The organism is Rathayibacter oskolensis (assembly GCF_900177245.1).
GTDB lineage: Bacteria > Actinomycetota > Actinomycetes > Actinomycetales > Microbacteriaceae > Rathayibacter > Rathayibacter oskolensis.
The window spans coordinates 107369-126772 of sequence record NZ_FXBM01000001.1 but is presented as its reverse complement, the minus strand read 5'-3'; the positions used below and the strand labels follow the sequence as shown (position 1 = coordinate 126772).

Below are 19404 nucleotides of genomic sequence, written 5' to 3'. Positions count from 1 at the left end.
GCGTTCGCCCTAGCCGAGCAGGCCTTGACGGTGGCCTCATCATCGACGGTTGCGGACCGCTGAGTCCCGCCCGCTCGGCGTGGCGACCGGTCGGATTCGGCGCGCGCGCCTCCGATGTGAGGGAATCGAGTGAGGCGAACGACGATGTCGCCGAAACGGGGGGCCGACGCGATCGCGCGCGCATCCCGTCCACTCCTCTCAGAAGGCCAGGTCAGTCATGACTCTCAGCGTGTTGTTCATCGGTGGGACCGGGATCATCAGCTCGGCGTGCGTCGTCCGATCCCTCGGGGTCGGCTTCGACGTCACCGTCCTCAACCGCGGGACGACGGCCGTGCGTCCCGTACCGGACGGCGTCCGCGAACTGCAGGGCGACATCCGCGATGCCGAGTCGGTGCGCGCGGCGCTCGGCGACGAGCAGTTCGACGTCGTCGTCGAGTTCGCCGCGTTCACTCCCGAGCACGTGCAGCAGGACATCGACCTGTTCGCCGGGCGCACGGGCCAGTACGTCTTCATCAGCTCGGCGTCGGCCTATCAGACGCCGCCGAACCGGCTGCCGATCACCGAGTCCACGCCGCTGCGCAACCCGTTCTGGCAGTACTCGCGCGACAAGATCGCCTGCGAGGACCTCCTCGTCGACGAGTACCGCCGCACCGGCTTCCCGGTCACGATCGTGCGGCCCTCGCACACGTACGACCGAACCTCGCTCCCCGTCGACGGAGGCTGGACGGTCGTCGACCGGATGCGCCGCGGTCTCGAGGTGGTCGTCCCGGGAGACGGCACCTCGCTCTGGACGCTCACGCACACCGACGACGTCGCGGTCGGGCTGGTCGGGCTCTTCGGAGCGACCGCCGCGATCGGCGAGGCCTTCCACATCACGGGCGACGAGACGCCGACCTGGGACAGGATCCACCAGGCCCTCGCCGCCGCCGCGGGAGTCGAGGCGAGGATCGTGCATATCGCCTCCGACGCGATCGCTGCGGCCGACCCGGCGCTCGGAGCCGGCATCATCGGCGACAAGGCCCACTCGATGGTCTTCGACAACGCGAAGATCCGGAGTCTCGTCCCGGCCTACTCCCCCTCCGTCCGCTTCAGCGACGGTGCGCGCGAGATCGTCGAGTGGTACGACGCAGACCCGGCGCGCCGGGTGGTCGACGAGCGGATGAACGCCCTGTTCGACTCGCTGATCGAGGCCTACCGGCCGCGCGCGCTCTGACGACGCGGCCGGCGACGAGGAGGCCGACGGGGGACGGCATCGCGCCTCCGATCACGGAGGATCAGGGCGCTGACTCGCGCGTCCAGTAGTCGGCGCGGACGACGAGGAGCCGTCCCTGCGGGTCCGAGCTCAGCGAGATCGTCCGCGGGTCCCAGAACGAGCCGGGGAGGCGCGCGCCCAGCTCGCTCGACAACTCCTCCGGCGACATGCCCTCCGGCGGCCGGACCGCGAGGAGGGACCAGCATCCGCCCGAGGCGCACTCGACGCTCTCGCGGACGACCTCGCTCCCGGCGGGGAGGCCGATCGACGAGGCGGGCGGGACGTCGCCCTCGGTCGCCCCCACGAAGAGCACGCCGAGTCGCCCGAGGTACAGCACCGCGAGCAGTCCGACGACGACGATCGCGGCGACGACGGCGCCTCTGCTCTGTGATCCGCCCATGGCCTCGCGACTCTACCAACGCGGCGCACGCTCCCGGGCGGGCTCAGGCGAAGAGCCGCAGCAGGCGCTCGCACTTCGGCGGGTCGAGGGTCAGACCGTGCCGGAGCCCCCAGAGCAGGTACGACATCGAGCGCACGAGGACCCAGGCCCGCGCCCGCTCCGGAGGCACCTCGGCGGCCGCGACGAAACCCTCGAAGGCGCGGTGCACGTCCGCGTCCTGCTCGAGCTCGTCGAGTCGCGACCAGAGGATCCGTCCGAGGTCGTACTCCGGATCGCCCTGCAGCAGCACGGGATCGACCACCACCCAGGGCGAGCGGCTCCCCGCGAGGACCTGCTCGAAGTGCAGATCGCCGTCGACCGACAGCGGCGGTGCGTGACGATCTCCGAGCCAGGAGGCGGCACCCGTCGCCGCGTCGAGCAGGGCGCGGGAGGTGGGGCGGCCGAGCGCCTCCCACTCGGCGGGGAAGGCGACCGACTCCTCCCGGGCGATGACCCGCGTGCTGGGCGCGCTCGTCGGCGCGGGCACCGCCAGCAGGCGCGTCAGCTCCCCCAGCGTCACGACCGCCGTGTGGAGCGGCTCGGCGAGCAGGGAACGCGTGTGGTCGAGCCGCTCGAGGAGCGAGGCCCCGGCCTCCGGCGCCGAGTCGAGGAGCCGCACGACTCCGCGGCCGTCCCAGTGCGTCAGTGCGGCCAGCTCGCTCGACACGTCGTCCCCGGGCGGAGCGAGGCGGAGGACCGCCGCCTCGCGCCCGCGCCGCACCGGAACGACGAGCGCGTTCGAGCCGTGCAAGGGCTCGCCGTCGATGTCGAGACCCCAGCTCGAGCACCGGCTCTCGACGATCCGGGGAAGCTCGTCGAGCCACGCGCGGCCCCGCTCGTCGCCCCACCATCTCGGCATCGCCCGGAAGGACTGCGGAACGGCGATCATGGCCGCAGCCTAGGCGGCGCGGCGCAGCCGAGCCCATCGCTGACAGAATCCGGAGGATGGACGATCCACAGCGGGACGAGCTCGCGGAGCTGCGGCGACGGGCCTACGGACGGAGTCCGGACATCACCGAGGACCCCGGGGCGCTCGCCCGGCTGCACGCCCTCGAAGCGCGCTCGCCGGGGACGCGCCCGGTCGCGCCTCCGCACGCCCCGGCCACGCCGGACGTCCTGCTCGACGGCTCGACACCGGAGGCGGCGGATCCCGCGGCCCCGCCCCCGGCGCGGGTCACGAGGATCGCGCTGCTGTGGGCGGCCTCGCTCCTCGTCACCGCGGTCGTCACGGCGCTCGTCACCGCCGGCGCGACCCTCTGGGCCGGCGGGTCGAGCGATCGGGAGGTGGCGATCCTCCGGCTCTCGGACACCGGGGAGCTCCCCGGGTGGGTGAACAGCGGGACGGCGGACTCGCTCACCTCGGAGGACTTCTACGGGCTGAGGGTCCTCAAGCAGCCCAGCGGAGCCGACGGCGGCTCGTGCATCTCCGTCCTCCAGGCGTCCGGCGAGGGCGACGGCGCCTACAGCGGGGTCGCGTACAGCGGCTGCACGGCGGGCACCTACGCTGCGACGGCGCAGCTCACCGTGTCGCCGGCGCTGCCGACACGGTTGCGCGAGGCCTTCTCCGACGGCACCGGGCTCCGGTTCGTCCTCGAGGGCGAGACGGTGCACGTCCGAACCGGCTCACGGTGATGCCGACCGGTCAGAGCGGCAGGCCGACTCCGGCGAGCTCCTCGAGCTGCCGCCACACGCGAGCCGCCTCGTCGCCGGCCGGGGTCGCCGTGCGCGGCGTCGGGTCGACGGCGACGGGGACTCCCCGGGTCCCGTCCCTCGGCGCGTAGTAGTCGCCTCCCTCGACGGCGGGGTCGGTGAGCGCGCGGACGGCCGGCCAGGCCGCCGTGTCCTTGCCCTGGGCCCAGGGCGTGTAGGGATTCCGGCGGTAGGGAGTCGTCGCGTCGCGGATGCCGGGCCTCTCCGGGGTCCGCGCGTCGACTCCGACTCCGGGACGCGTCACCACCGAGACGATCGGGAGCCGGGCGGCGCGCAGGCGCCGGTCGAGCTCGAACGCGAAGACCTCGGTCGCCGTCTTCGCCTTCGTGTAGGCGCCGATGCCGGTGCGGGGCACGCGGCCGAGGTCGTCGAGTCCGAACCGGAAACGGCTCACGAAGCCGGTCGACGTGTGGACGATGCGGCCGACGGAGTCGTGGGCGGCCGCGCTCGCCGTCATCGCCGGGAGGATCCGGGCGAGGAGCCGGACGTTCGCGGTCACGTGGGTGCCGAGGAGGAGCGGGGCGCCGTCGTCGGTCACGGCACGGCGGTCCATCGTCATCGCCCCTCCGTTGAGCAGGACGCCGTCCAGGCGCGGCAGGGCGGCGAGCTCCGCGGCCGCCTCGTCGACGGAGGCGGGCGAGCCGAGGTCGATCACCACCGACCGCAGCGATGCGCCGGGCACCTGCGCGCGGATCGCCGATTCGGCGACGCGGAGCTTCGTCGCCGACCGGGAGGCGAGCACCGCGTCCGCTCCCGCTGCGGCGAGCTGCTCCGCCGCGAAGTAGCCGATGCCGGCCGTGGCGCCGGTGACGATGAGCGTGCGGCCGGTCTGCTCCGGCGGTCGTGCGGGGTCCCAGGTCATGATCCTCCTTCAAACGGATGCTTCATCCGCAGACCGTAGCACGAGCGGATAGAGAATCCGTTTCGGGTACGCTTCCTCCATGACCCCCGTCCGCTCCGACGCCGAGCGCAGCCGCGCCCGCATCCTGACGGCCGCGCGCACCCACGCCGCCGACGACCTGCGGCTCAACGAGATCGCCCGGGAGGCGGGCGTGGGAGTCGCGACCGTCTACCGGCACTTCCCGACCGTGCACTCCCTCGTCGAGGCGCTGACCCTCGGGACGGTCGAGCGGATGCTCGCCCTCTCGCAGCAGGCCGCGGACGACCCGGACCCCGGCGCGGCGTTCTCGACCTACCTCCGCTCGGCGCTCGCCCTCCACCTCGAGGACGACGGACTCCAGAGGATCCTGCTGGCCGATCGCGACGAGGACCCCGCGATCCACGCGGTGAAGGTCGAGATCGTCGCGGCCGCCTCCCGCCTGCTCGCTCGCGCCCAGGACGCGGGCGACGTGCGCGCGGATCTCACCCTCGAGCAGCTCGAGCACCTCGTCTGCGGCATCGAGCTCGCCCTGCGGCTCGGCGTCCCCGACGACCGGGAGCTCTTCACGGAGGTGCTGTTCGCGGGGATCCGCGCGCGCCCGTCGGACTGCTAGCGGTCCCCGAGGAACGCGAGCAGCTCGGCGAACGCCCGGTCGGCGCGGGCGGAGTCGCCGGTGGCGTCGAGGTCCATCAGCAGACCGCGGATCACCGCGAGGACGAGGGTCGCACTGTCGGCCCGCCCGATGCTGTGCAGGCCCGCCTCGAGCGGACCGAGCCAGTCGGTGGTCGCGACGCGACGGAAGCCCGGCCACAGGGTCTGCTCCGCGTCCTCGCGCAGCTGGGTGAACAGGCGCACGAAGGGTCGCCCCTCCTGACCGCTCATCACGCCCCACGCCCGAGCCAGCGTCTCGGTGTAGGGCTCGTCGGCGCGCTCGCTCAGCGCCGCGGTCCAGCGCTCCCGCTGGCGCTGCCGCGCCCTCCGGAGGATCGCGCGCAGCAGATCGTCGCGGGTCCCGAAGTGGTAGAGCAGCATCCGCGCCGACGTGCCGGTCGCCTGGACGAGAGGCTCGAGCCGGCCGGGGAGCCCGGACTCGAGGGCGTGGTCGGTGCAGCGGTCGAGGAGCCTGTCCGCGATCTCCGGTTGCTGCTGCCTGCCCACTCCGTCATCTTTTCACGTAACGAGCGGTACAGATACCGTGGAAGGACGACGACTGCTCGGTGAGGAGAACCCGATGGACCTGATCTTCGTGCACGGCGCCCTGGTGCGGGACGGCGAGTGGTGGTGGCGCCCGAGCGCCGACCTCCTGCAGGAGCGCACCGGCATCCGGAGCCGCGCCCTCGCCCTCCCGTCCTGCGGCGAGACCGCGTCCGATCCGTCGTCCGCGGGCCTGGCCGCCGACGCCGAGGCGCTCCGCCGCGCGCTCGACGACGTCGACTCCGCGATCGTCGTCGGGCACTCCTACGGCGGCACGGTGATCGCCGAGGCGGGACACCACCCCGCAGCCCAGCGGCTGGTCTACGTCTCGTCGTACCTGCCCGACACCGGTCTGTCGCAGGGCGCGATCATGAGCGGCGAGAGCGACCCGGTCTCACTCGTCGGCGGCGACGACGGCCTGCTGAGGCTCGCCGGCTCCGATGCCGACGCCTTCGGGGCCCGGTTCCTGCAGGACGCCGACGCCGCGACCCGGCGCGCGGCCTGGGAGCGGGTGACCGCGCAGTCGGCCGCCGCCTTCACCGCACCGACGAGCGCGGCCGGCTGGCACGGAGTCGACTCCACCTACCTCGTCTGCACCGAGGACCGCAGCACGTCGGTCGCCCTGCAGCGCTTCCACGCGTCCCGGGCCACGCGCAGCGTCGAGCTGCCGACCGGCCACCACCCGTTCCTCACCCGCCCCGACCTGATCGTCGAGCAGCTCGAGGCCCTGGTGGCATGAGTGCGAGACTTCCGCCATGGATATCGAGGTGTGGTGGCCGAAGCTGAGCGACTCCGCGAGGGAGTGGTTGATCGCCAACAACGGCGATGCGATCCCGGAGGCACTGGTGCGTGAGATCGTCGCCGCCGGCGGTGCCGTGCGGGCGGAGTCCGATGCGGACGATTCCGACGGGCCGACCCTGTCGGACGACTCCGTCGACTGGATCGAGGCGCGCGCGAACGACGAGACCTGACGCGAGAGGATGCCAGGGTCGAGTGATCGGATCTCAGGGCTTCCCCTGATCCCCTCCGCCGCCGCGAGTCCGGAGAATCGCCTCATGCCCTCCGCACCGGCCCGCCGCCCGCACGCCCCGCACCTCCTCCGCGGCCTCGTCCTCGCCGTCGTCGGGGGGCTCGTCCTCGGTGGCCTGACCAGCCTCCTGCAGAGCTCGCTGCCGTTCTCGGTGACCGCGTTCGCCAACTCGTCCGGAGGCTGGTCGATGCTGGTCTTCGCGCTCGTCCGGCTCGGCGGGGTCCGGCCGGTGGCCGGTGCGGTGCTCGGCCTGCTCTCGTTCTGGTTCCTGCTCGAGGGCTACGACCTCGTCACCGCCTGGCGCGGCTTCGGCTACTCGCCGCCGTTCACCGACCTCTTCTGGCTGCTGGCCGTTCCGGCCGGACCGATCCTCGGAGCGGCCGCGGCGCTCACCCGGCACGGATCGAACGCCTGGCGGGTGCTCGCGGTGGCGCCGCTCTCGGGTGTCCTGAGCGGCGAGGGGGTCTGGGCTCTCGGCGCGATCGCCGAGACCACGAGTCCCGTCTACTGGTGGATCGAGATCGTGCTCGGGGTGGGGTTCCTGAGCCTCGCGGTGATCAGGCGACGACCGCGCGGGCTCGTCGTCCTGGGCGCGGTCGCCGTCACCGCTGCCGCCGCGGCCGCCTTCGTCGCGGTGTACTCGCTCGCGTGACCGCGGGGCGACCGACGTGTGCCGGCGCTCACGCCTCCGGGATCGAGCGCTCGAACAGGGCGGGGCGCTCGACGTCGGGGTCGGGTCCGCTGCGCACGCCGGTGTCGAGGGCGTCGATGCGGGCGAGCTGGTCGTCGGTGAGCTCGAAGTCGAAGACGTCGAAGTTCGCGGCGATCCGCTCGGGGTTCGTCGACTTGGGGATCGCGGAACGGCCCTGCTGCAGGTGCCAGCGCAGCATCACCTGCGCGGGGCTCCTGCCGTGCTCGGACCCGATCGCCGCGATCGCCCGGTCGTCCATGACGCTGCGTCGCTCATCACCCCAGCCGGGGTAGAAGGTGATGCCGCCGATCGGCGACCAGGCCTGGGTGAGGATCCCGCGCTCCGCGTCCTCGCGCCGCACATCGGGCTGCGAGAAGTAGGGGTGCAGCTCGACCTGGTTGACGGCGGGGATCACGTCGACCTCGGCGAGGAGCCGCGCCAGGTGGGCGGGCGTGAAGTTGCTGACGCCGATCGCGCGGACGCCGCCGTCGGCCAGGAGCTTCTGGAGCGCACGGTAGGCGGCGATCGTCGTGTCGAAGCGGGAGGGGACGGGCTGGTGCAGGATCAGCAGGTCGAGCTGCTCGACGCCGAGCTTGCCGGTCGCCTTCTCGAAGGCGTGCAGCGTCTGGTCGTAGCCGTAGTCGGTGACCCAGACCTTCGTCTCGATGAACACGTCCGAGCGGTCGAGACCGGAGCGGCGGATGCCCTCGCCGACCTCGCGCTCGTTGCCGTACGCGGCCGCGGTGTCGATGTGGCGGTAGCCGACCTCGAGAGCGGACTGCACGGCGGCCGTCGTCTCCTCGGGGGCGCTCTGGAAGACGCCGAGGCCGAGGGCGGGCAGGGTGACGCCGTTGTTGAGGGTGAGTCGAAGGGTCATGGCTCCACGCTACGACCGGATCCCGCGGTCGTGGGAGGGTCCGGCAGGACAGCGTCGGCAGGGGACCACTCCGGGTGTCGGAACGGCGGCGGGGCGTCGTGGAATCGCGGTCGCGGAGGTGGTGCCGCCGGGCTCCCGGGGAGGACGGGCGGCCTCGTGGTGACCCTGCGGCCCGTCGGAGTGGTCCAGTCGGCCGTGCCGTCGGGATGGAGGACGTAGGTCCAGCGGTCGCCGTGGCGGACGTGGTGGTGGGCGACGCAGAGGCTCGCGAGGTTCTCGAGGGCGGTGGAGCCGCCGTTCCGCCACTCGACCGTGTGGTCGGCCTCGGCGCGCGCGGCGGTGCGGGTGCAGCCGGGGAAGCGGCAGGTCTGGTCGCGCAGCTGCAGGAGGAGCCGCATCCGCGGAGGAGGGACGCGGTGGGTGCGGCCGACGGAGACGACCGTTCCGGTGCTCGGGTCGGTCACGACCGCGGTGAAGGAGGTGCCGACGCCGACCAGGTTGCGCGCGACCTCGGCCGGGATGAGACCGTAGCCGTCGAGGTCTGCGGCGGTGTCGTCGAGCCCGGCGGCAGTGCTCGCGGGCAGCGTGAGCCGCACCTCGGCGCGCACGCCGGGGACGAACGTCGCCGGAGGCTCACCGGGGTCGCTGATCGGCGTGGTCCCGGCGACGTCGCCGTCAGAGAGCAGATCGGCCAGCGCGTCGGCGCGCAACTGCGCGAGCGTGCGCTGGTCTCCGGAGCCGTCCGCGTCGTCGCGGAGCGCACGCGCGATCCGGTCGAGACGGTCGAACGCTCCGACGGCGGCCGGCGCGGGGACGAACGCGCAGAGGGTCGCCATCCCGTCGAAGTCCGGGGTGAGCCAGACGGCACGGTCCTCGCGCGCGCGAGCATGGCGCTCGGCGAGGGGCTGCGCGTGCAGTTCGTCGCGCAACCGCGCCAGCAGCTGCCGCAACCGCGTGGGCGTCACCGAGACCGCGAGCTCTGTTGCGCGCTCGTCGAAGGCGGCGCGCGACTCCACCGGCAGCGTGTCGGCGACCGTGCAGATCGCCTGACCGGCCTCCCATCGCAGGCGCGCCGCCGCGAGTGCGGCGCGGGTCAGCGGCAGGTGCTCCACGAGCAGCTGGGCGTGCTCGAGCTCCCTCGTCGCGACCCGCTCCGACACCCCCAGCGCGACCGCGAACTCCGCCCGGATCGACCGCTCGACGAGATCCTCCGTCTCGCTGCGGGACAGGCCGCGAGCGAACGACTCCGGTGTCGCGGTCGCCGCCCGGTATCCCGCGTAGAGCGCTTCAGCGGAGGCGAGGTGCAGCGGTGCTGCGGAGCGGGCGAGCTCGGCGGCGCGGTCGCCGTGCCCGCGCACCTCGGCGAGCGCCGCCTCCGCCGAATCGATCCCTGCCATACGAGTATTGAATCAGCGACCACCGACACCGGAGCATCGGCGGCTGCTCGACCGCCATCCGTCCGGTCAGCGCTCCTCGAGCGCGAGGCGACCGGCGAGCAGCACGTAGGCCGCGGCGAACGTGCGGCGCATCCACGACACGACCCGCGGTCGCGAGAGGACGAAGGTGCGCACCGCCGCGGCGAAGAGGCCGTAGAGCGCGAAGACGACGAAGGTGACCGCCATGAAGACTAGGCTGAGCGCCACCATGTGCAGCGTCGCCCCCGACCGGTCGGTGGCGACGAACTGCGGGAGGAATGCGAAGAAGAAGATCGTGAGCTTCGGATTGAGCACGTTGATCAGGACGGCGCTGCGGATGACCCTCCCCGCCGACTGCGGCGCCGCCTCCTCGTCGACGGCGAGCGGGCTCCGGTCGCGCCAGGTCTGCCAGGCGAGGTAGAGCAGGTAGGCGACCCCCAGGTACTTGAGGGCCTGGAACGCGATCGCCGAGGCGTTGAGCAGGGCGGAGAGCCCCGTGATCGCGGCGACCATGTGCGGGACCACGCCGAGGGTGCAGCCGACCGCGGCGATGAGGCTCGACCGCGACCCGCGCGACAGCCCCGCCGCGATGGTGAACAGGGCGCCCGTCCCCGGGGTGACCACCACGACGAGGGTGGTGAGGAGGAACGCGATGCTCATGAGGGCTCCCTCGAACGGGTGTGCCTGCACAGTATCGGAGCCGCCGCCGTCCCGCGTCAGCCGGCCTCGCTCCTCTACCCTTCAGGGAGTCGCGTCGGGAACGCAGACGACGACGCCCGCGGAGGCCCACCGGATGATCAGCACCTTCCTCGCCGAGAACGTCGTGCTCGTGCGGATCCTCTTCTGGGTCGGGATCGTCGCGAGTGCCGCACTCGGCCTCCTGCTGGTGCGCACGCGACGCGCTCGCACCCTGTCGGTCCTGGCGGTGCTCGCGCTCGTCGCCGGACTCGCGGTCGCCCTGTCGCCCGAGGACAACCGCGCGCCGGCCCTCTGCACGGTGCAGTTCTCGATGCCGTTCCAGGGGCTCGACACCCTCGCGAACATCGCGATGCTCCTGCCGCTGACCCTGTTCGCCGCGCTGCGCGTCGGGCGTCCGCTGCCTGTTCTCGCAGCGGTCTCCGGCCTCTCGGCGCTCATCGAGCTCGTCCAGGCGCTCGCACCGGCGCTGGGTCGCTCCTGCGACACCGACGACTGGTTCATGAACACCGTGGGAGCCGCGATCGGCGCGGCTCTCGCCACCGGGATCCTCGGCGTCGAGAGGCGGCGCGGGCTCAGGCGGCACTCCGCAGGCACCCGGTGACGGCCCCGGCAGCGGCGGAGTGACGCGGCGGACCCGTCAGTCCGCGCCTCCGAGCAGCGGCAGAAGCTCCCGCAGATCCGAGACGACGTGGTCGGCCCCCGCCGCCCGCAGGACATCCGGCGGGTTGTAGCCGCCCGCCACCGCGACCGCGAGGTAGCCCGCCCGCCGCGCACAGCTCACGTCGTAGGCCGTGTCGCCCACGTAGACCGCTCGCTCGCGTCGCCCGCGGTAGCGCTGGAGCACCGCCAGCTTGTCGACCGTCGGCGCCTCCACCGCGTCCCACTCCACCGCGAAGCCGAGGCTGTCGAGGTCGTACTCGACGCTGACGCGGGCGGCGGCGGAGACGATGCCGAGGAACGCCCCGCCCTCGGCCAGTGCGCCGAGTGCCTCGTGGGCGCCGTCCCTGGCGACGGACGGACGCGTCGCCATGTGCGCGTTCCACTCCTCCTCCGCCGCGACAGCGTCCTCGGCGCCGAGCCGGCCGAACATCGCCGACATCGGGAGAGAGAACTCGGCGCTGAAGCCGGCGAGACTCAGCTCGGGGCGGGCCCGCGACAGCAGCACGGCGTTCAACGCGTCACGAGCCCGGTCGGCGTCGAGCACGACGGTGCCGTTCCAGTCGAACAGCACCGCCGTGTCCGACAGGCTCACGCGGTGACCCGCTCGACGGGCAGCAGTCCGCGCTCCACCGCGTCGCCGAGGCGCGCGCCGGTGAGGGAGTCGTAGACGTGGACGTCCGAGCGCCCGCAGACGGCGCTCACCGCGGAGCCGACCCGCGGCGACTCGACCACGTCACAGCGCAGCGCGACCGCGGCGCCCTCCGCCGTGCGCAGGTGCACGACGCGGTCCTTGCCGGTCGGCTCGACCAGCTCGACGACTCCCGTGATCGACCAGCCGTCGCCCGGGCCGCTCGCGAGCCGCAGCTGCTCGGCGCGCACGCCAAGCGTCAGACCGGCCGCACCGCGGACCGCGCCGAACGGCGACGCCTGATCCTCGCCGACGGTCATCAGGTTCATCGGAGGGGTGCCGATGAACCCGGCGACGAAGAGCGTCGCCGGTGCCGCGTAGAGCTCGTCGGGCGTGCCCAGCTGCTCGATGCGTCCGTCGCGGATGACCGCGATGCGGTCGGCCATCGCCATGGCGTCGAGCTGGTCGTGCGTGACGTTGATCCCGGTCGCACCGACCGAGCGCAGCAGGGTCGCGATCTCGAGACGCAGGACGGCGTGGAGCTGAGCGTCGAGGCCCGAGAGCGGTTCGTCGAGCAGCACGATGCCGCTGCGGCGGGCCAGGGCCCGCGCGAGAGCGATGCGCTGCCGCTGCCCGCCCGACATCTGCTTGGGCCGGCGGTCGAGGAGGTGCTCGACCTGCATCCGGCCGGCGATGTCCCTGGCCCGCGCCTCCGCCTCCTTCTTGGGGAGGCCGAGGCCGTGCCGGAGCCCGAGGGTGATGTTCTCGAGCGAGGACAGGTGGGGGTAGAGGGCGAAGTGCTGGAACACGATCGCCGCGTCGCGCTGGTGGGCCGGGATCCCGGCCTGCGAGACGCCCGCGAACGAGACGGTGCCGGAGTCGGCGTCCTCGAGGCCCGCGATCACCCGGAGGAGCGTGGACTTGCCGGAGCCCGAGGGCCCGAGGACGGCGACGTGCTCGCCGTCCTCGATGCGGAGGTCGATGCCGTCGAGCGCACGGACGGCGCCGAAGGTCTTGGTCAGGGAGGCGAGCTCGACGGAGGCCATCGTCGTCACTTCCCGACGATGCCGTCGATGGTGGTGACGGCCGCGCCGACCGTCTCGGCCGCGTCCGCTCCGGTGGCCAGCCTCTGGGCCATCGAGCGGAACGTGTCGTTCACCTGGACGGTCGTGTCGCCGGCGAAGCCGCCCCAGGGGGTGAGGTCCTTGTCGTAGCTCCAGGCGTAGGTGAGCTGGGGAGTCGCCGCGTCGCTCGCGAGCAGCTCGGCCGCGGCGGCGGAGTCGACGGGGATGTAGCTGTAGGCGGTCCCGGAGGCCTTCAGCACGGCCTCGGTCGAGAGCAGCTCTGAGACCAGCGCGCTCGAGAAGGCGGCCTGGCAGGCGTCCTCCGAGAGGACGACCCAGCCGTTGCCGCCGGCGGGCAGCGCACCGCCCTCGCCGCCGACGCTCGGCAGGTCGACCGGGGTCCAGTCGAACGCTCCGTTGATCGTGGTGCTCATCGTGGCGATGAGCGAGGTGGTGGTGACCATGAAGGCCGCGTTGCCGCCCGCGAACTGAGCGATGGCGTCCTGCTGGCCGACTCCGAGCTCGAGCTTCTCGGCCCCGAGGGTGGACCAGATCGAGAGCGCCTCGACACCGGTGTCGTCGCCGAAGCCGGCGGTGCCGTCCTCGTTCACGAACGTGCCGCCGGAGCCCTGCACGAAGGCCTGGCCGAACCAGTCGGCGAGTCCGTCGGTGGGGATGGTGACGGAGGGGGACCCGGTGACCGCGGTGACCTTCTCGGCCGCGGCGACGAGTTCGTCGAGCGTGGAGATGTCGGCGGCGTCGACTCCGGCCTCGTCGGCCAGCTGCTCGTTCACGAGCAGCACCGGAGCCGAGATCTGAGCGGGGGCGAGGTAGACCGTGTCATCGACGGTGCCGGCGCCGAGGAACTGCGACTGGTAGGTCTCGGGCAGGGTCGACGGGTCGATCGGCATCGGCGCGTAGGTGTCGACCCAGAAGCGCAGCTGGCCGAGGCCGGTCATGATCACGTCGGGGCGCTTGCCCACCGCGATGTCGGCGACGATCTGCTTGGTCAGCTCGTCATAGCTGGTGGTCTGCTGCGGGGTCGCGTCGATCGTGAGGCCGGGGTACTCGGCCTGCAGGTTCGCGGCGGCGACGGTCATCGCCTCCGTGGCCTGCTGGCCGAAGACGGCGCTGATGGTCGTGGCGGCGGGGTCGCAGCTGTCGATCGCGGCTGCCGCGGCGACGCTCGCGTCGGGGTCGGAGGCGGCGGACGAGCCGGAGCAGGCCGAGAGGAGGAGAGCCGAGGACAGCGCGAGGGCGCCGACGGCGAGGAGACGGGGTGCGGACATGACGGTGGAGCTCCTTGAGTCGAAGAACGTGGGGGTGAGAGGAGGGAGGGGTCTCAGCCGGGGATCTCGCTGCCGCTCATCCCCTGCACGAAGCGCTTCTGCGCGACGAGGAAGAGGATGACGACGGGCGCCGTGACGATGGCGGCCGCGGCGGCGAGCGCGGAGTAGTCGTAACCGATCTCGGCCTGCTGGAACACAGCGAGCGCGAGAGGAGGGGTGGCGATCTCGGGGCTGCGGGCCACCAGCAGCGGCCACAGGTACTCGTTCCAGTGCACGAACACCGAGAAGACGCTGAAGGCGGCGATGCCGGGGCCGGCCATCGGGATCACGACGTGCAGGAGAGTGCGACCGTGCCCGAGCCCGTCGGTGCGCGACGCCTCCATCAGCGACTCCGGGATCGACATCATCTGCTGGCGCAGGAGGAAGATCCCGAACGCGCTGGTGACGAACGGCAGCACCAGCCCGGCGAGCGTGTCGCCGAGGCCGACCATGTTGATCCCGATGAAGGTCGGGATCAGCGTCACCTGACTGGGGACCAGGAGGCAGCCGAGCACGAGGGCGAGCACCAGACCGGAGCCGCGCATCCGCACCTTCGCGAGGACGTAGGCGGCGGGGATGCAGGTCAGCAGCTGCGCCGCGAGGATCGCGACGGTGACGAGTGCCCCGTTGAGCACCGCCGTGCCGAGGTCGGCCTTCGTCCAGGCGCGGACGAAGTTGCCGAGATCGATGCTCGAGGGCAGGAGGGAGATCCCGTCGAAGTAGACCTCGTCGGCGGGCGCGACGGCGGTGCGCAGCATCCAGTAGAAGGGGAACACCGAGATGAGCACGGCGAGGGTGATCAGCAGCCACTTCAGCGGGCGGTAGGCGGCGCTCATCGCGAGCCTCCGGCCAGGACCTTGCGCTGCAGGACCCCGACGCCGATCAGCACCACGAGCAGCAGCAGCGAGAGCGCCGACGCCGCGCCGAGGTCGAAGTACGAGAAGCCGAGCTTCCAGATCATCGTGAGGACGGTCTCGGAGGAGCCCTGGGGGCCGCCCTGCGTCATCACGTTGATCGTGTCGAACGCCTGCACGGAGCCGAGGATCGTGATCACCGCGGCGAACACCACCGTCGGCTTCATGATCGGCAGGGTGATCCGCGTGAGCTTCGTCCAGCCGCGGATGCCCTCGGCCCTCGTCGCCTCGTGGATCGTGCCCGGCACGGTGGCCAGGCCCGCGAAGAAGATCATCATCGCGAAGGAGGCGCCGCGCCAGACGCCCACGAGCGCCACGGTCACCAGCGAGGTCGACGTGTCGCCGAGCCAGTTCACGGCGCCGATGCCGACGAAACCGAGCAGCTGGTTCACGAATCCGCCCTGGAAGGCGAACACCCACCGGAACACGACGGCCATCGCGACCAGGTTGGCGGTCATCGGGAGGAACAGCAGCGTGCGCACGAGCGCGCGACCGGTGGTGACGCTGTCGGCCAGGAGCGCGAGCGCGAGGCCGATCGCGAGGCTCGGCACGATCGTGATCAGCGAGTAGAGGAGGGTGTTGCCGATCGACTGCAGCACGGCGGGATCGGAGAGGATCCGTTCGAAGTTGGCGAGACCGACGAAGCTCCACTCGCCACCGGCGAGCGGGACGGAGAAGAAGCTCGCCACGAGCGACAGCACGGCCGGGACGACCACGAACAGGGTGATGCCGATCACCGCCGGCGCGACGAAGAGGATCGGTGCGAGGCGCGAGCGACCGCGACGGGGCCGGTCGGGAACCTCCGGGGCGTCGGTCTCGGGACGCTCGAGGAGGGCGGTCACGAGACCGACTCCTGCGCGAGCACGCGGGCACCGGCGACGGTGCGCTCCAACGCCAGCACGCCGCCGTCGACCCCGACCGCCACGAGCGCACCGCCGGCGTCGGTCAGGCTCGAGGCGAGCGGCACACCGAGTGCGCTCTCGCCGATCTGCCGGCCGTCGAAATCGACGCGGCGGATCACTCCGTCGAGGCCCGGCAGCAGCAGCTCGCCGTCCACCAGCGTCGGAGCGGCCAGGACCGGGTGCGGGATCTTGGTGTACGACGCCATCGGGAACGGAGCGTCCCCGGCGATGTCGAGGTCCCAGATCGTCGCTCCGGTCTCGCTGTCGAGCATCCGGATCCCCTGGCCCGCCGCCGTCGCGACGATGCCGCGCTCGGTGACGAGCGGAGTCGAGGGGCTGAACCCGCCGGGGTGCTCGGCGATCCACCGCACGGCGCCGGTGGCGCCATCGACGCGGGTGGTGCCTCCGAAGGCGGGGAGGTAGGCGGCGTCGGTCGCCGGGTCGAACGCTGCGGTGCCCATGATCAGCAGGCGCTTGAAGGTCTTGAACGCCTGAGCGGTGTCGGGCTCCTCGGTCGCCCAGACGCTCTCGCCGGTGCGAGCGTCGAGGCCGACGGGGTGCTGCGGCGTGGGCCAGAAGCCCATCACGAGCAGGTCGCCGACGATCAGCGGGGCCGCGTGGTTCACGAGGTTGTGGTGCGGCGAGAGGTCCGTGCGGCGCCAGATCACGGCTCCGGTGGCGGCGTCGAGGCAGCGCAGGTCGGCCTGGTCGCCGACGAAGACGCGGCCGTCGGCGAGAGCGAGCCCGCCCCACGCGAACCGGCGGAGCGGATCGCTCGACGGCGTGCGCCAGACGAGGTCGCCGGTCTCGCGGTGGTGGGCGGTCACGTCTCCGCTGACCTCGGCGGCGATCACGAGGTCGCCGGCGGCGAGCGGAGTCGTCTTCACGGCCGAGGAGGTGGCGGCGCTCCAGACCCGCTCGCCCGAGGCGAGGTCGAACGCCTCCACGGTGCCCGCCGCGCGGTCCTCGATCTGGGAGCCGGCGAGGACGAGGGTGCCGTCGATGCTCGCGGACTGCCGGTGCGCTGCTCCGGTGAGCTGCGAGCGCCAGAGCACCTCCCCCGAGGCGGGCTCGGCGCGGGAGGCGGCGAAGGTGGCCGTGCGGACGCTCGGCTCGCTCTCGGCCGTCAGGGTGCGGGTCTCGAGGGCGATGCCCGTGCCGTCCCAGGTGACGATGCGGTAGGCCGGGGGGCTGTAGTCGAGGCTGGCGAAGAAGGTGGTGGGCGAGTTGACGTGCATCGTGCCCTCGACGTCGACGACGCGCGAGGTGTGCCAGTGGCCCGAGAACGAGGCGATCGGCTGCCAGGGCAGGTGGTCGACGAGCGAGCTCCCCGGCTGGTCGTGGAAGAGCAGGATCCAGGGGGCGCCCGGGGTGAGCGCGGCGAGGTCGTTCGCGACCCACGCGTTCTGCTGCTCGTGGTCCAGGCCGAGCTCGTGGCTGTGCCAGTCCATGGCGACCACGTGCAGTCCGGCGACGTCGAAGCTGTACCAGCGGGGTCCGACGAAGCGCTCGTAGTTCTCGACGGTGCCGGCGTTGGTGAGGTAGTTGTTCCGGCTCACGACGGTGTCGTGGCCGCCGTTCATGTGGTCGTGGTTGCCCGGGATGAGGTGCACCGGCACCGGGCTCGTCGCCATGACCTCGAGGTAGGCGCGGTACTGCGCCGGCAGGCCGTGGTCGACGAGGTCTCCCGTGATCATGATGCTCTGCACGTCCGGTGCGTGCCGGTCGAGCTCGGCGAGGAACTCGTCGATCTGGGCGGGGAGGCTGCCCTCGCGGTAGAGGAGGAAGTTGTCGCGGTGGGCGTCGGCGTCGGGGTCGACTCCCTCCGGGACCGTCATGTGGGTGTCGGTGAGGTGGACGAAGCGGTAGGGCAGCGGCTGATCGACGGCGGTGAGCGCGAAGTCGGCTCGCCCGGTGCCGTCGAGCTCGGCGCGGCGGCGCCACCAGGTGGCGGCCGTCGTGCCCGAGGGGCGGGTGATGACGACGAAGTCGCCGCGGTCGGGCAGGTCGTAGCGGCCGTCGGCGTCGGTCGCGGTGACGTCGACGCCGTTGGTGACGACGACTCCGGAGCGCGGGGCGCCGGTGTCGCCGTCGGTGATGTGTCCGTGCACAGGGGTGTCCTTCGCTAGGGGTGAGGGCTGGGCTCCGGGCGCGCTGGAGGCATCGACGGGCGGGGTCCGTCGAGTGGGAGCGTTCCGGGGGGGGTGTGGCCTAGATGCGGTGCTCGATGAGCACGTCGGCGGTGAGGTTCTGGTAGTCGGCGCTGTCGGGGCTGCGCAGGGTGAGCAGCACGAAGATCGCGTCGAAGAGGGCGAGGTGCACGATCCGGCTGGCCATCGCCTCGACCCGGTACGCGACCTCCGGGCTCCCGGCGATCACGGCGTGGTCGACGACGTCCAGCAGGGGCGAACTGGCGAAGCTGGTGAGCGCCACGATCGTCGCACCGGCGGCCCGGGCCGCCTTGGCGGTGGCGAGGGTCTCGAAGGTCGAGCCGGTGTGGCTGATCGCGAAGAACACGTCCTCGGGGCCGAGCATCCTCGCGCCGACGTGCTGGGCGTGCACGTCCGGGTGGAAGGTGGCGTCGATCCCGATGGTGGTGAGTCGGTAGGCGGCATCGGAGGCGAGGGGGGCGGAGGTGCCGACCGCGCCGAAGTGGACACGGCGGGCGCCGAGGATGGTGTCGGCGATGCGCGTGACCGCGCCCGTGTCGACGGAGGAGACGGCCTGCTCGAGCGCGGCGATGGAGCCGCCGAGCACCTTGCGGACGATGTCGCGGTCGTCGTCGTCGGGGAGGATCGCGCCGAGCACGCGCTGATCGGTGGGGATGGTCTCGCGGGCCAGAGTGATCTTGAGGTCCTGGAACCCGCGCAGACCGACGCTCGTGCAGAGCCGGACGACGGTGGCCGCCGACGTCTCCGCGCGCAGCGCCAGCTCGGTGACGGACTGGTGGATGACGGCCTGCGGGTCGCGCAGCAGTTCGGTCGCCACTCGCCGTTCAGCGGGTGAGAGGGTCGGCAGCGTCGCACGGATGTGCTCCGTGATGCCTGTCGCGCGGTCCGTGATCGTCATGCGTCCGACGCTAGACCCGCCTCGTGACGCTCAGAGGCCGGCCAGGTGAACGGTGAACAAAGTTTTCAGAGACGTCCGAATCACGAAAATCGGTTTCTTCACGCCTCGCGGTCACCGCCTCGGCACGGCAGGCGTCACGCCAGCAGCCGCAGCCGGCCGACGATCTTGTCGATGCGGTTCTTCGGGCCGACGAGGCTGACCGCGAGGTAGTCGACCTCGTCAGGGGTGCTCGTCGAGACGGCGTCGAGGTACTCGTCGTAGACGCGGGTCGCCTGCGCCGCGGCGGGCATGTCGGCGACGAAGGTGCCCTCGTGCGCCTCCGCCCTCTCGCGGATCGTGCGGAGGGTCGCCGCGTCGGCGGCGAGCACCGTGCATCCGGCCCAGGGCAGCCCCGGATGCGGGGAGCCCGCTGCGTCGCGGACCGAGGGGCCGAGCAGCCCGTCGACCCCGGCGGCCGTCGCCGCACTGACGCAGACCGCGGCGTTGACGGCGCGACCCGGAGGCAGCGCCTCGTCGACGACGACGACCCACTTGAGCCGCGCGGAGCGGGTCGGGGCGGAGGTGTCGATCTCGTCGGGACTGAACCCGACGCGGGTGGGGGGAGTGTCGGTCATGGGGATCCTCGAGTCGTCGTTCCTCCGGTGGGATGGGA

General features: G+C 72.4%; 22 protein-coding genes. 7 read left to right on the top strand and 15 right to left on the bottom strand.

Annotated elements, in window-relative coordinates; translation table 11 throughout:
• Positions 1-217: 217 nt before the first annotated feature.
• Entirely contained in the window at positions 218-1213 is a 996-nt protein-coding gene (locus tag B9Y99_RS00635; protein WP_085474690.1) for an NAD-dependent epimerase/dehydratase family protein, read from the top strand.
• Between the two features lie 61 nt (positions 1214-1274).
• On the opposite strand, the gene B9Y99_RS00630 is transcribed toward B9Y99_RS00635, so the two are convergent.
• Positions 1275-1652 carry a hypothetical protein gene (locus tag B9Y99_RS00630; protein ID WP_085474689.1) on the bottom strand — a complete coding sequence of 126 codons (378 nt, stop codon included), beginning with the start codon at positions 1650-1652 and terminating at the stop codon, positions 1275-1277.
• Between the two features lie 43 nt (positions 1653-1695).
• Entirely contained in the window at positions 1696-2580 is an 885-nt protein-coding gene (locus B9Y99_RS00625) for an aminoglycoside phosphotransferase family protein (protein ID WP_085474688.1), read from the bottom strand.
• Between the two features lie 56 nt (positions 2581-2636).
• Between B9Y99_RS00625 and B9Y99_RS00620 the strand changes: the two genes are divergently transcribed.
• Positions 2637-3323 (top strand): hypothetical protein, encoded by a 687-nt coding sequence (locus B9Y99_RS00620; protein WP_085474687.1) that lies wholly within the window; start codon positions 2637-2639, stop codon positions 3321-3323.
• Positions 3324-3333: 10 nt separating this feature from the next.
• Here B9Y99_RS00620 and B9Y99_RS00615 read toward each other — a convergent pair whose 3' ends face one another.
• Entirely contained in the window at positions 3334-4263 is a 930-nt protein-coding gene (locus B9Y99_RS00615) for an SDR family NAD(P)-dependent oxidoreductase (protein ID WP_085474686.1), read from the bottom strand.
• Positions 4264-4342: 79 nt separating this feature from the next.
• Here B9Y99_RS00615 and B9Y99_RS00610 point away from each other — a divergent pair, with 79 nt between their 5' ends.
• Positions 4343-4894, top strand: a complete 552-nt coding sequence (locus B9Y99_RS00610) for a TetR/AcrR family transcriptional regulator (RefSeq protein WP_085474685.1) — start codon at positions 4343-4345, stop codon at positions 4892-4894.
• Here B9Y99_RS00610 and B9Y99_RS00605 read toward each other — a convergent pair.
• A complete protein-coding gene (locus B9Y99_RS00605; RefSeq protein WP_085474684.1) occupies positions 4891-5439 on the bottom strand; it encodes a TetR family transcriptional regulator in 549 nt (182 codons plus the stop codon). The genes B9Y99_RS00610 and B9Y99_RS00605 overlap by 4 nt on opposite strands.
• Positions 5440-5512: 73 nt before the next feature.
• Between B9Y99_RS00605 and B9Y99_RS00600 the strand changes: the two genes are divergently transcribed.
• From B9Y99_RS00600 to B9Y99_RS00590, 3 genes are all read left to right on the top strand, one after another.
• Positions 5513-6214 (top strand): alpha/beta hydrolase, encoded by a 702-nt coding sequence (locus tag B9Y99_RS00600; protein WP_085474683.1) that lies wholly within the window; start codon positions 5513-5515, stop codon positions 6212-6214.
• Positions 6215-6230: 16 nt separating this feature from the next.
• Complete coding sequence (locus B9Y99_RS00595; RefSeq protein WP_085474682.1) at positions 6231-6446, top strand: hypothetical protein; 216 nt, start codon at positions 6231-6233, stop codon at positions 6444-6446.
• Between the two features lie 84 nt (positions 6447-6530).
• On the top strand, positions 6531-7157 hold the full coding sequence (locus tag B9Y99_RS00590) for a DUF6518 family protein (protein ID WP_085474681.1): 627 nt from the start codon (positions 6531-6533) through the stop codon (positions 7155-7157).
• Positions 7158-7185: 28 nt separating this feature from the next.
• On the opposite strand, the gene B9Y99_RS00585 is transcribed toward B9Y99_RS00590, so the two are convergent.
• The 3 genes from B9Y99_RS00585 to B9Y99_RS00575 all read right to left on the bottom strand — a co-directional run bounded on the left by B9Y99_RS00585 (position 7186) and on the right by B9Y99_RS00575 (position 10148).
• Positions 7186-8073, bottom strand: a complete 888-nt coding sequence (locus B9Y99_RS00585; RefSeq protein ID WP_085474680.1) for an aldo/keto reductase — start codon at positions 8071-8073, stop codon at positions 7186-7188.
• A complete protein-coding gene (locus B9Y99_RS00580; RefSeq protein WP_085474679.1) occupies positions 8070-9470 on the bottom strand; it encodes an HNH endonuclease in 1401 nt (466 codons plus the stop codon). Before B9Y99_RS00580 ends, B9Y99_RS00585 begins: the two co-directional genes overlap by 4 nt.
• Before the next feature lie 66 nt (positions 9471-9536).
• Positions 9537-10148, bottom strand: coding sequence for a LysE family translocator (locus B9Y99_RS00575; RefSeq protein WP_085474678.1), 612 nt, complete (start codon positions 10146-10148; stop codon positions 9537-9539).
• Between the two features lie 133 nt (positions 10149-10281).
• On the opposite strand from B9Y99_RS00575, the gene B9Y99_RS00570 reads away from it, so the two are divergent.
• Positions 10282-10788 carry a VanZ family protein gene (locus tag B9Y99_RS00570; protein ID WP_165759500.1) on the top strand — a complete coding sequence of 169 codons (507 nt, stop codon included), beginning with the start codon at positions 10282-10284 and terminating at the stop codon, positions 10786-10788.
• Between the two features lie 36 nt (positions 10789-10824).
• Here the strand turns inward: B9Y99_RS00570 and B9Y99_RS00565 are convergent, their stop codons facing one another.
• The 8 genes from B9Y99_RS00565 to B9Y99_RS00530 all read right to left on the bottom strand — a co-directional run bounded on the left by B9Y99_RS00565 (position 10825) and on the right by B9Y99_RS00530 (position 19366).
• Entirely contained in the window at positions 10825-11439 is a 615-nt protein-coding gene (locus B9Y99_RS00565) for an HAD family hydrolase (RefSeq protein ID WP_165759499.1), read from the bottom strand.
• The gene (locus B9Y99_RS00560; protein WP_085476170.1) at positions 11436-12521 is read right to left on the bottom strand and encodes an ABC transporter ATP-binding protein; all 1086 of its coding nucleotides are present in this window, start codon (positions 12519-12521) and stop codon (positions 11436-11438) included. Before B9Y99_RS00560 ends, B9Y99_RS00565 begins: the two co-directional genes overlap by 4 nt.
• A 5-nt stretch (positions 12522-12526) precedes the next feature.
• Positions 12527-13828: an extracellular solute-binding protein gene (locus B9Y99_RS00555; protein WP_085474675.1), complete on the bottom strand. Its 1302-nt coding sequence runs from the start codon at positions 13826-13828 to the stop codon at positions 12527-12529.
• Positions 13829-13881: 53 nt separating this feature from the next.
• The gene (locus tag B9Y99_RS00550; RefSeq protein ID WP_085474674.1) at positions 13882-14703 is read right to left on the bottom strand and encodes a carbohydrate ABC transporter permease; all 822 of its coding nucleotides are present in this window, start codon (positions 14701-14703) and stop codon (positions 13882-13884) included.
• Complete coding sequence (locus B9Y99_RS00545) at positions 14700-15623, bottom strand: carbohydrate ABC transporter permease (protein WP_085474673.1); 924 nt, start codon at positions 15621-15623, stop codon at positions 14700-14702. The genes B9Y99_RS00550 and B9Y99_RS00545 overlap by 4 nt, the downstream gene beginning before the upstream one ends.
• Entirely contained in the window at positions 15620-17794 is a 2175-nt protein-coding gene (locus B9Y99_RS00540; protein WP_085474672.1) for an outer membrane protein assembly factor BamB family protein, read from the bottom strand. Before B9Y99_RS00540 ends, B9Y99_RS00545 begins: the two co-directional genes overlap by 4 nt.
• 100 nt (positions 17795-17894) lie before the next feature.
• Entirely contained in the window at positions 17895-18752 is an 858-nt protein-coding gene (locus B9Y99_RS00535) for a MurR/RpiR family transcriptional regulator (protein WP_085474671.1), read from the bottom strand.
• A gap of 134 nt (positions 18753-18886) precedes the next feature.
• The gene (locus B9Y99_RS00530; RefSeq protein ID WP_085474670.1) at positions 18887-19366 is read right to left on the bottom strand and encodes a DUF2000 domain-containing protein; all 480 of its coding nucleotides are present in this window, start codon (positions 19364-19366) and stop codon (positions 18887-18889) included.
• Between the last annotated feature and the right edge of the window lie 38 nt (positions 19367-19404).

Bases quoted from the DNA above. Each gene is read 5' to 3' on its own strand.
- B9Y99_RS00635 (WP_085474690.1), top strand. From the start codon at position 218: ATGACTCTCAGCGTGTTGTTCATCGGTGGGACCGGGATCATCAGCTCG.
- B9Y99_RS00630 (WP_085474689.1), bottom strand. From the start codon at position 1,652: ATGGGCGGATCACAGAGCAGAGGCGCCGTCGTCGCCGCGATCGTCGTC.
- B9Y99_RS00625 (WP_085474688.1), bottom strand. From the start codon at position 2,580: ATGATCGCCGTTCCGCAGTCCTTCCGGGCGATGCCGAGATGGTGGGGC.
- B9Y99_RS00620 (WP_085474687.1), top strand. From the start codon at position 2,637: ATGGACGATCCACAGCGGGACGAGCTCGCGGAGCTGCGGCGACGGGCC.
- B9Y99_RS00615 (WP_085474686.1), bottom strand. From the start codon at position 4,263: ATGACCTGGGACCCCGCACGACCGCCGGAGCAGACCGGCCGCACGCTC.
- B9Y99_RS00610 (WP_085474685.1), top strand. From the start codon at position 4,343: ATGACCCCCGTCCGCTCCGACGCCGAGCGCAGCCGCGCCCGCATCCTG.
- B9Y99_RS00600 (WP_085474683.1), top strand. From the start codon at position 5,513: ATGGACCTGATCTTCGTGCACGGCGCCCTGGTGCGGGACGGCGAGTGG.
- B9Y99_RS00595 (WP_085474682.1), top strand. From the start codon at position 6,231: ATGGATATCGAGGTGTGGTGGCCGAAGCTGAGCGACTCCGCGAGGGAG.
- B9Y99_RS00590 (WP_085474681.1), top strand. From the start codon at position 6,531: ATGCCCTCCGCACCGGCCCGCCGCCCGCACGCCCCGCACCTCCTCCGC.
- B9Y99_RS00585 (WP_085474680.1), bottom strand. From the start codon at position 8,073: ATGACCCTTCGACTCACCCTCAACAACGGCGTCACCCTGCCCGCCCTC.
- B9Y99_RS00580 (WP_085474679.1), bottom strand. From the start codon at position 9,470: ATGGCAGGGATCGATTCGGCGGAGGCGGCGCTCGCCGAGGTGCGCGGG.
- B9Y99_RS00575 (WP_085474678.1), bottom strand. From the start codon at position 10,148: ATGAGCATCGCGTTCCTCCTCACCACCCTCGTCGTGGTGGTCACCCCG.
- B9Y99_RS00570 (WP_165759500.1), top strand. From the start codon at position 10,282: ATGATCAGCACCTTCCTCGCCGAGAACGTCGTGCTCGTGCGGATCCTC.
- B9Y99_RS00560 (WP_085476170.1), bottom strand. From the start codon at position 12,521: ATGGCCTCCGTCGAGCTCGCCTCCCTGACCAAGACCTTCGGCGCCGTC.
- B9Y99_RS00555 (WP_085474675.1), bottom strand. From the start codon at position 13,828: ATGTCCGCACCCCGTCTCCTCGCCGTCGGCGCCCTCGCGCTGTCCTCG.
- B9Y99_RS00550 (WP_085474674.1), bottom strand. From the start codon at position 14,703: ATGAGCGCCGCCTACCGCCCGCTGAAGTGGCTGCTGATCACCCTCGCC.
- B9Y99_RS00535 (WP_085474671.1), bottom strand. From the start codon at position 18,752: ATGACGATCACGGACCGCGCGACAGGCATCACGGAGCACATCCGTGCG.
- B9Y99_RS00530 (WP_085474670.1), bottom strand. From the start codon at position 19,366: ATGACCGACACTCCCCCCACCCGCGTCGGGTTCAGTCCCGACGAGATC.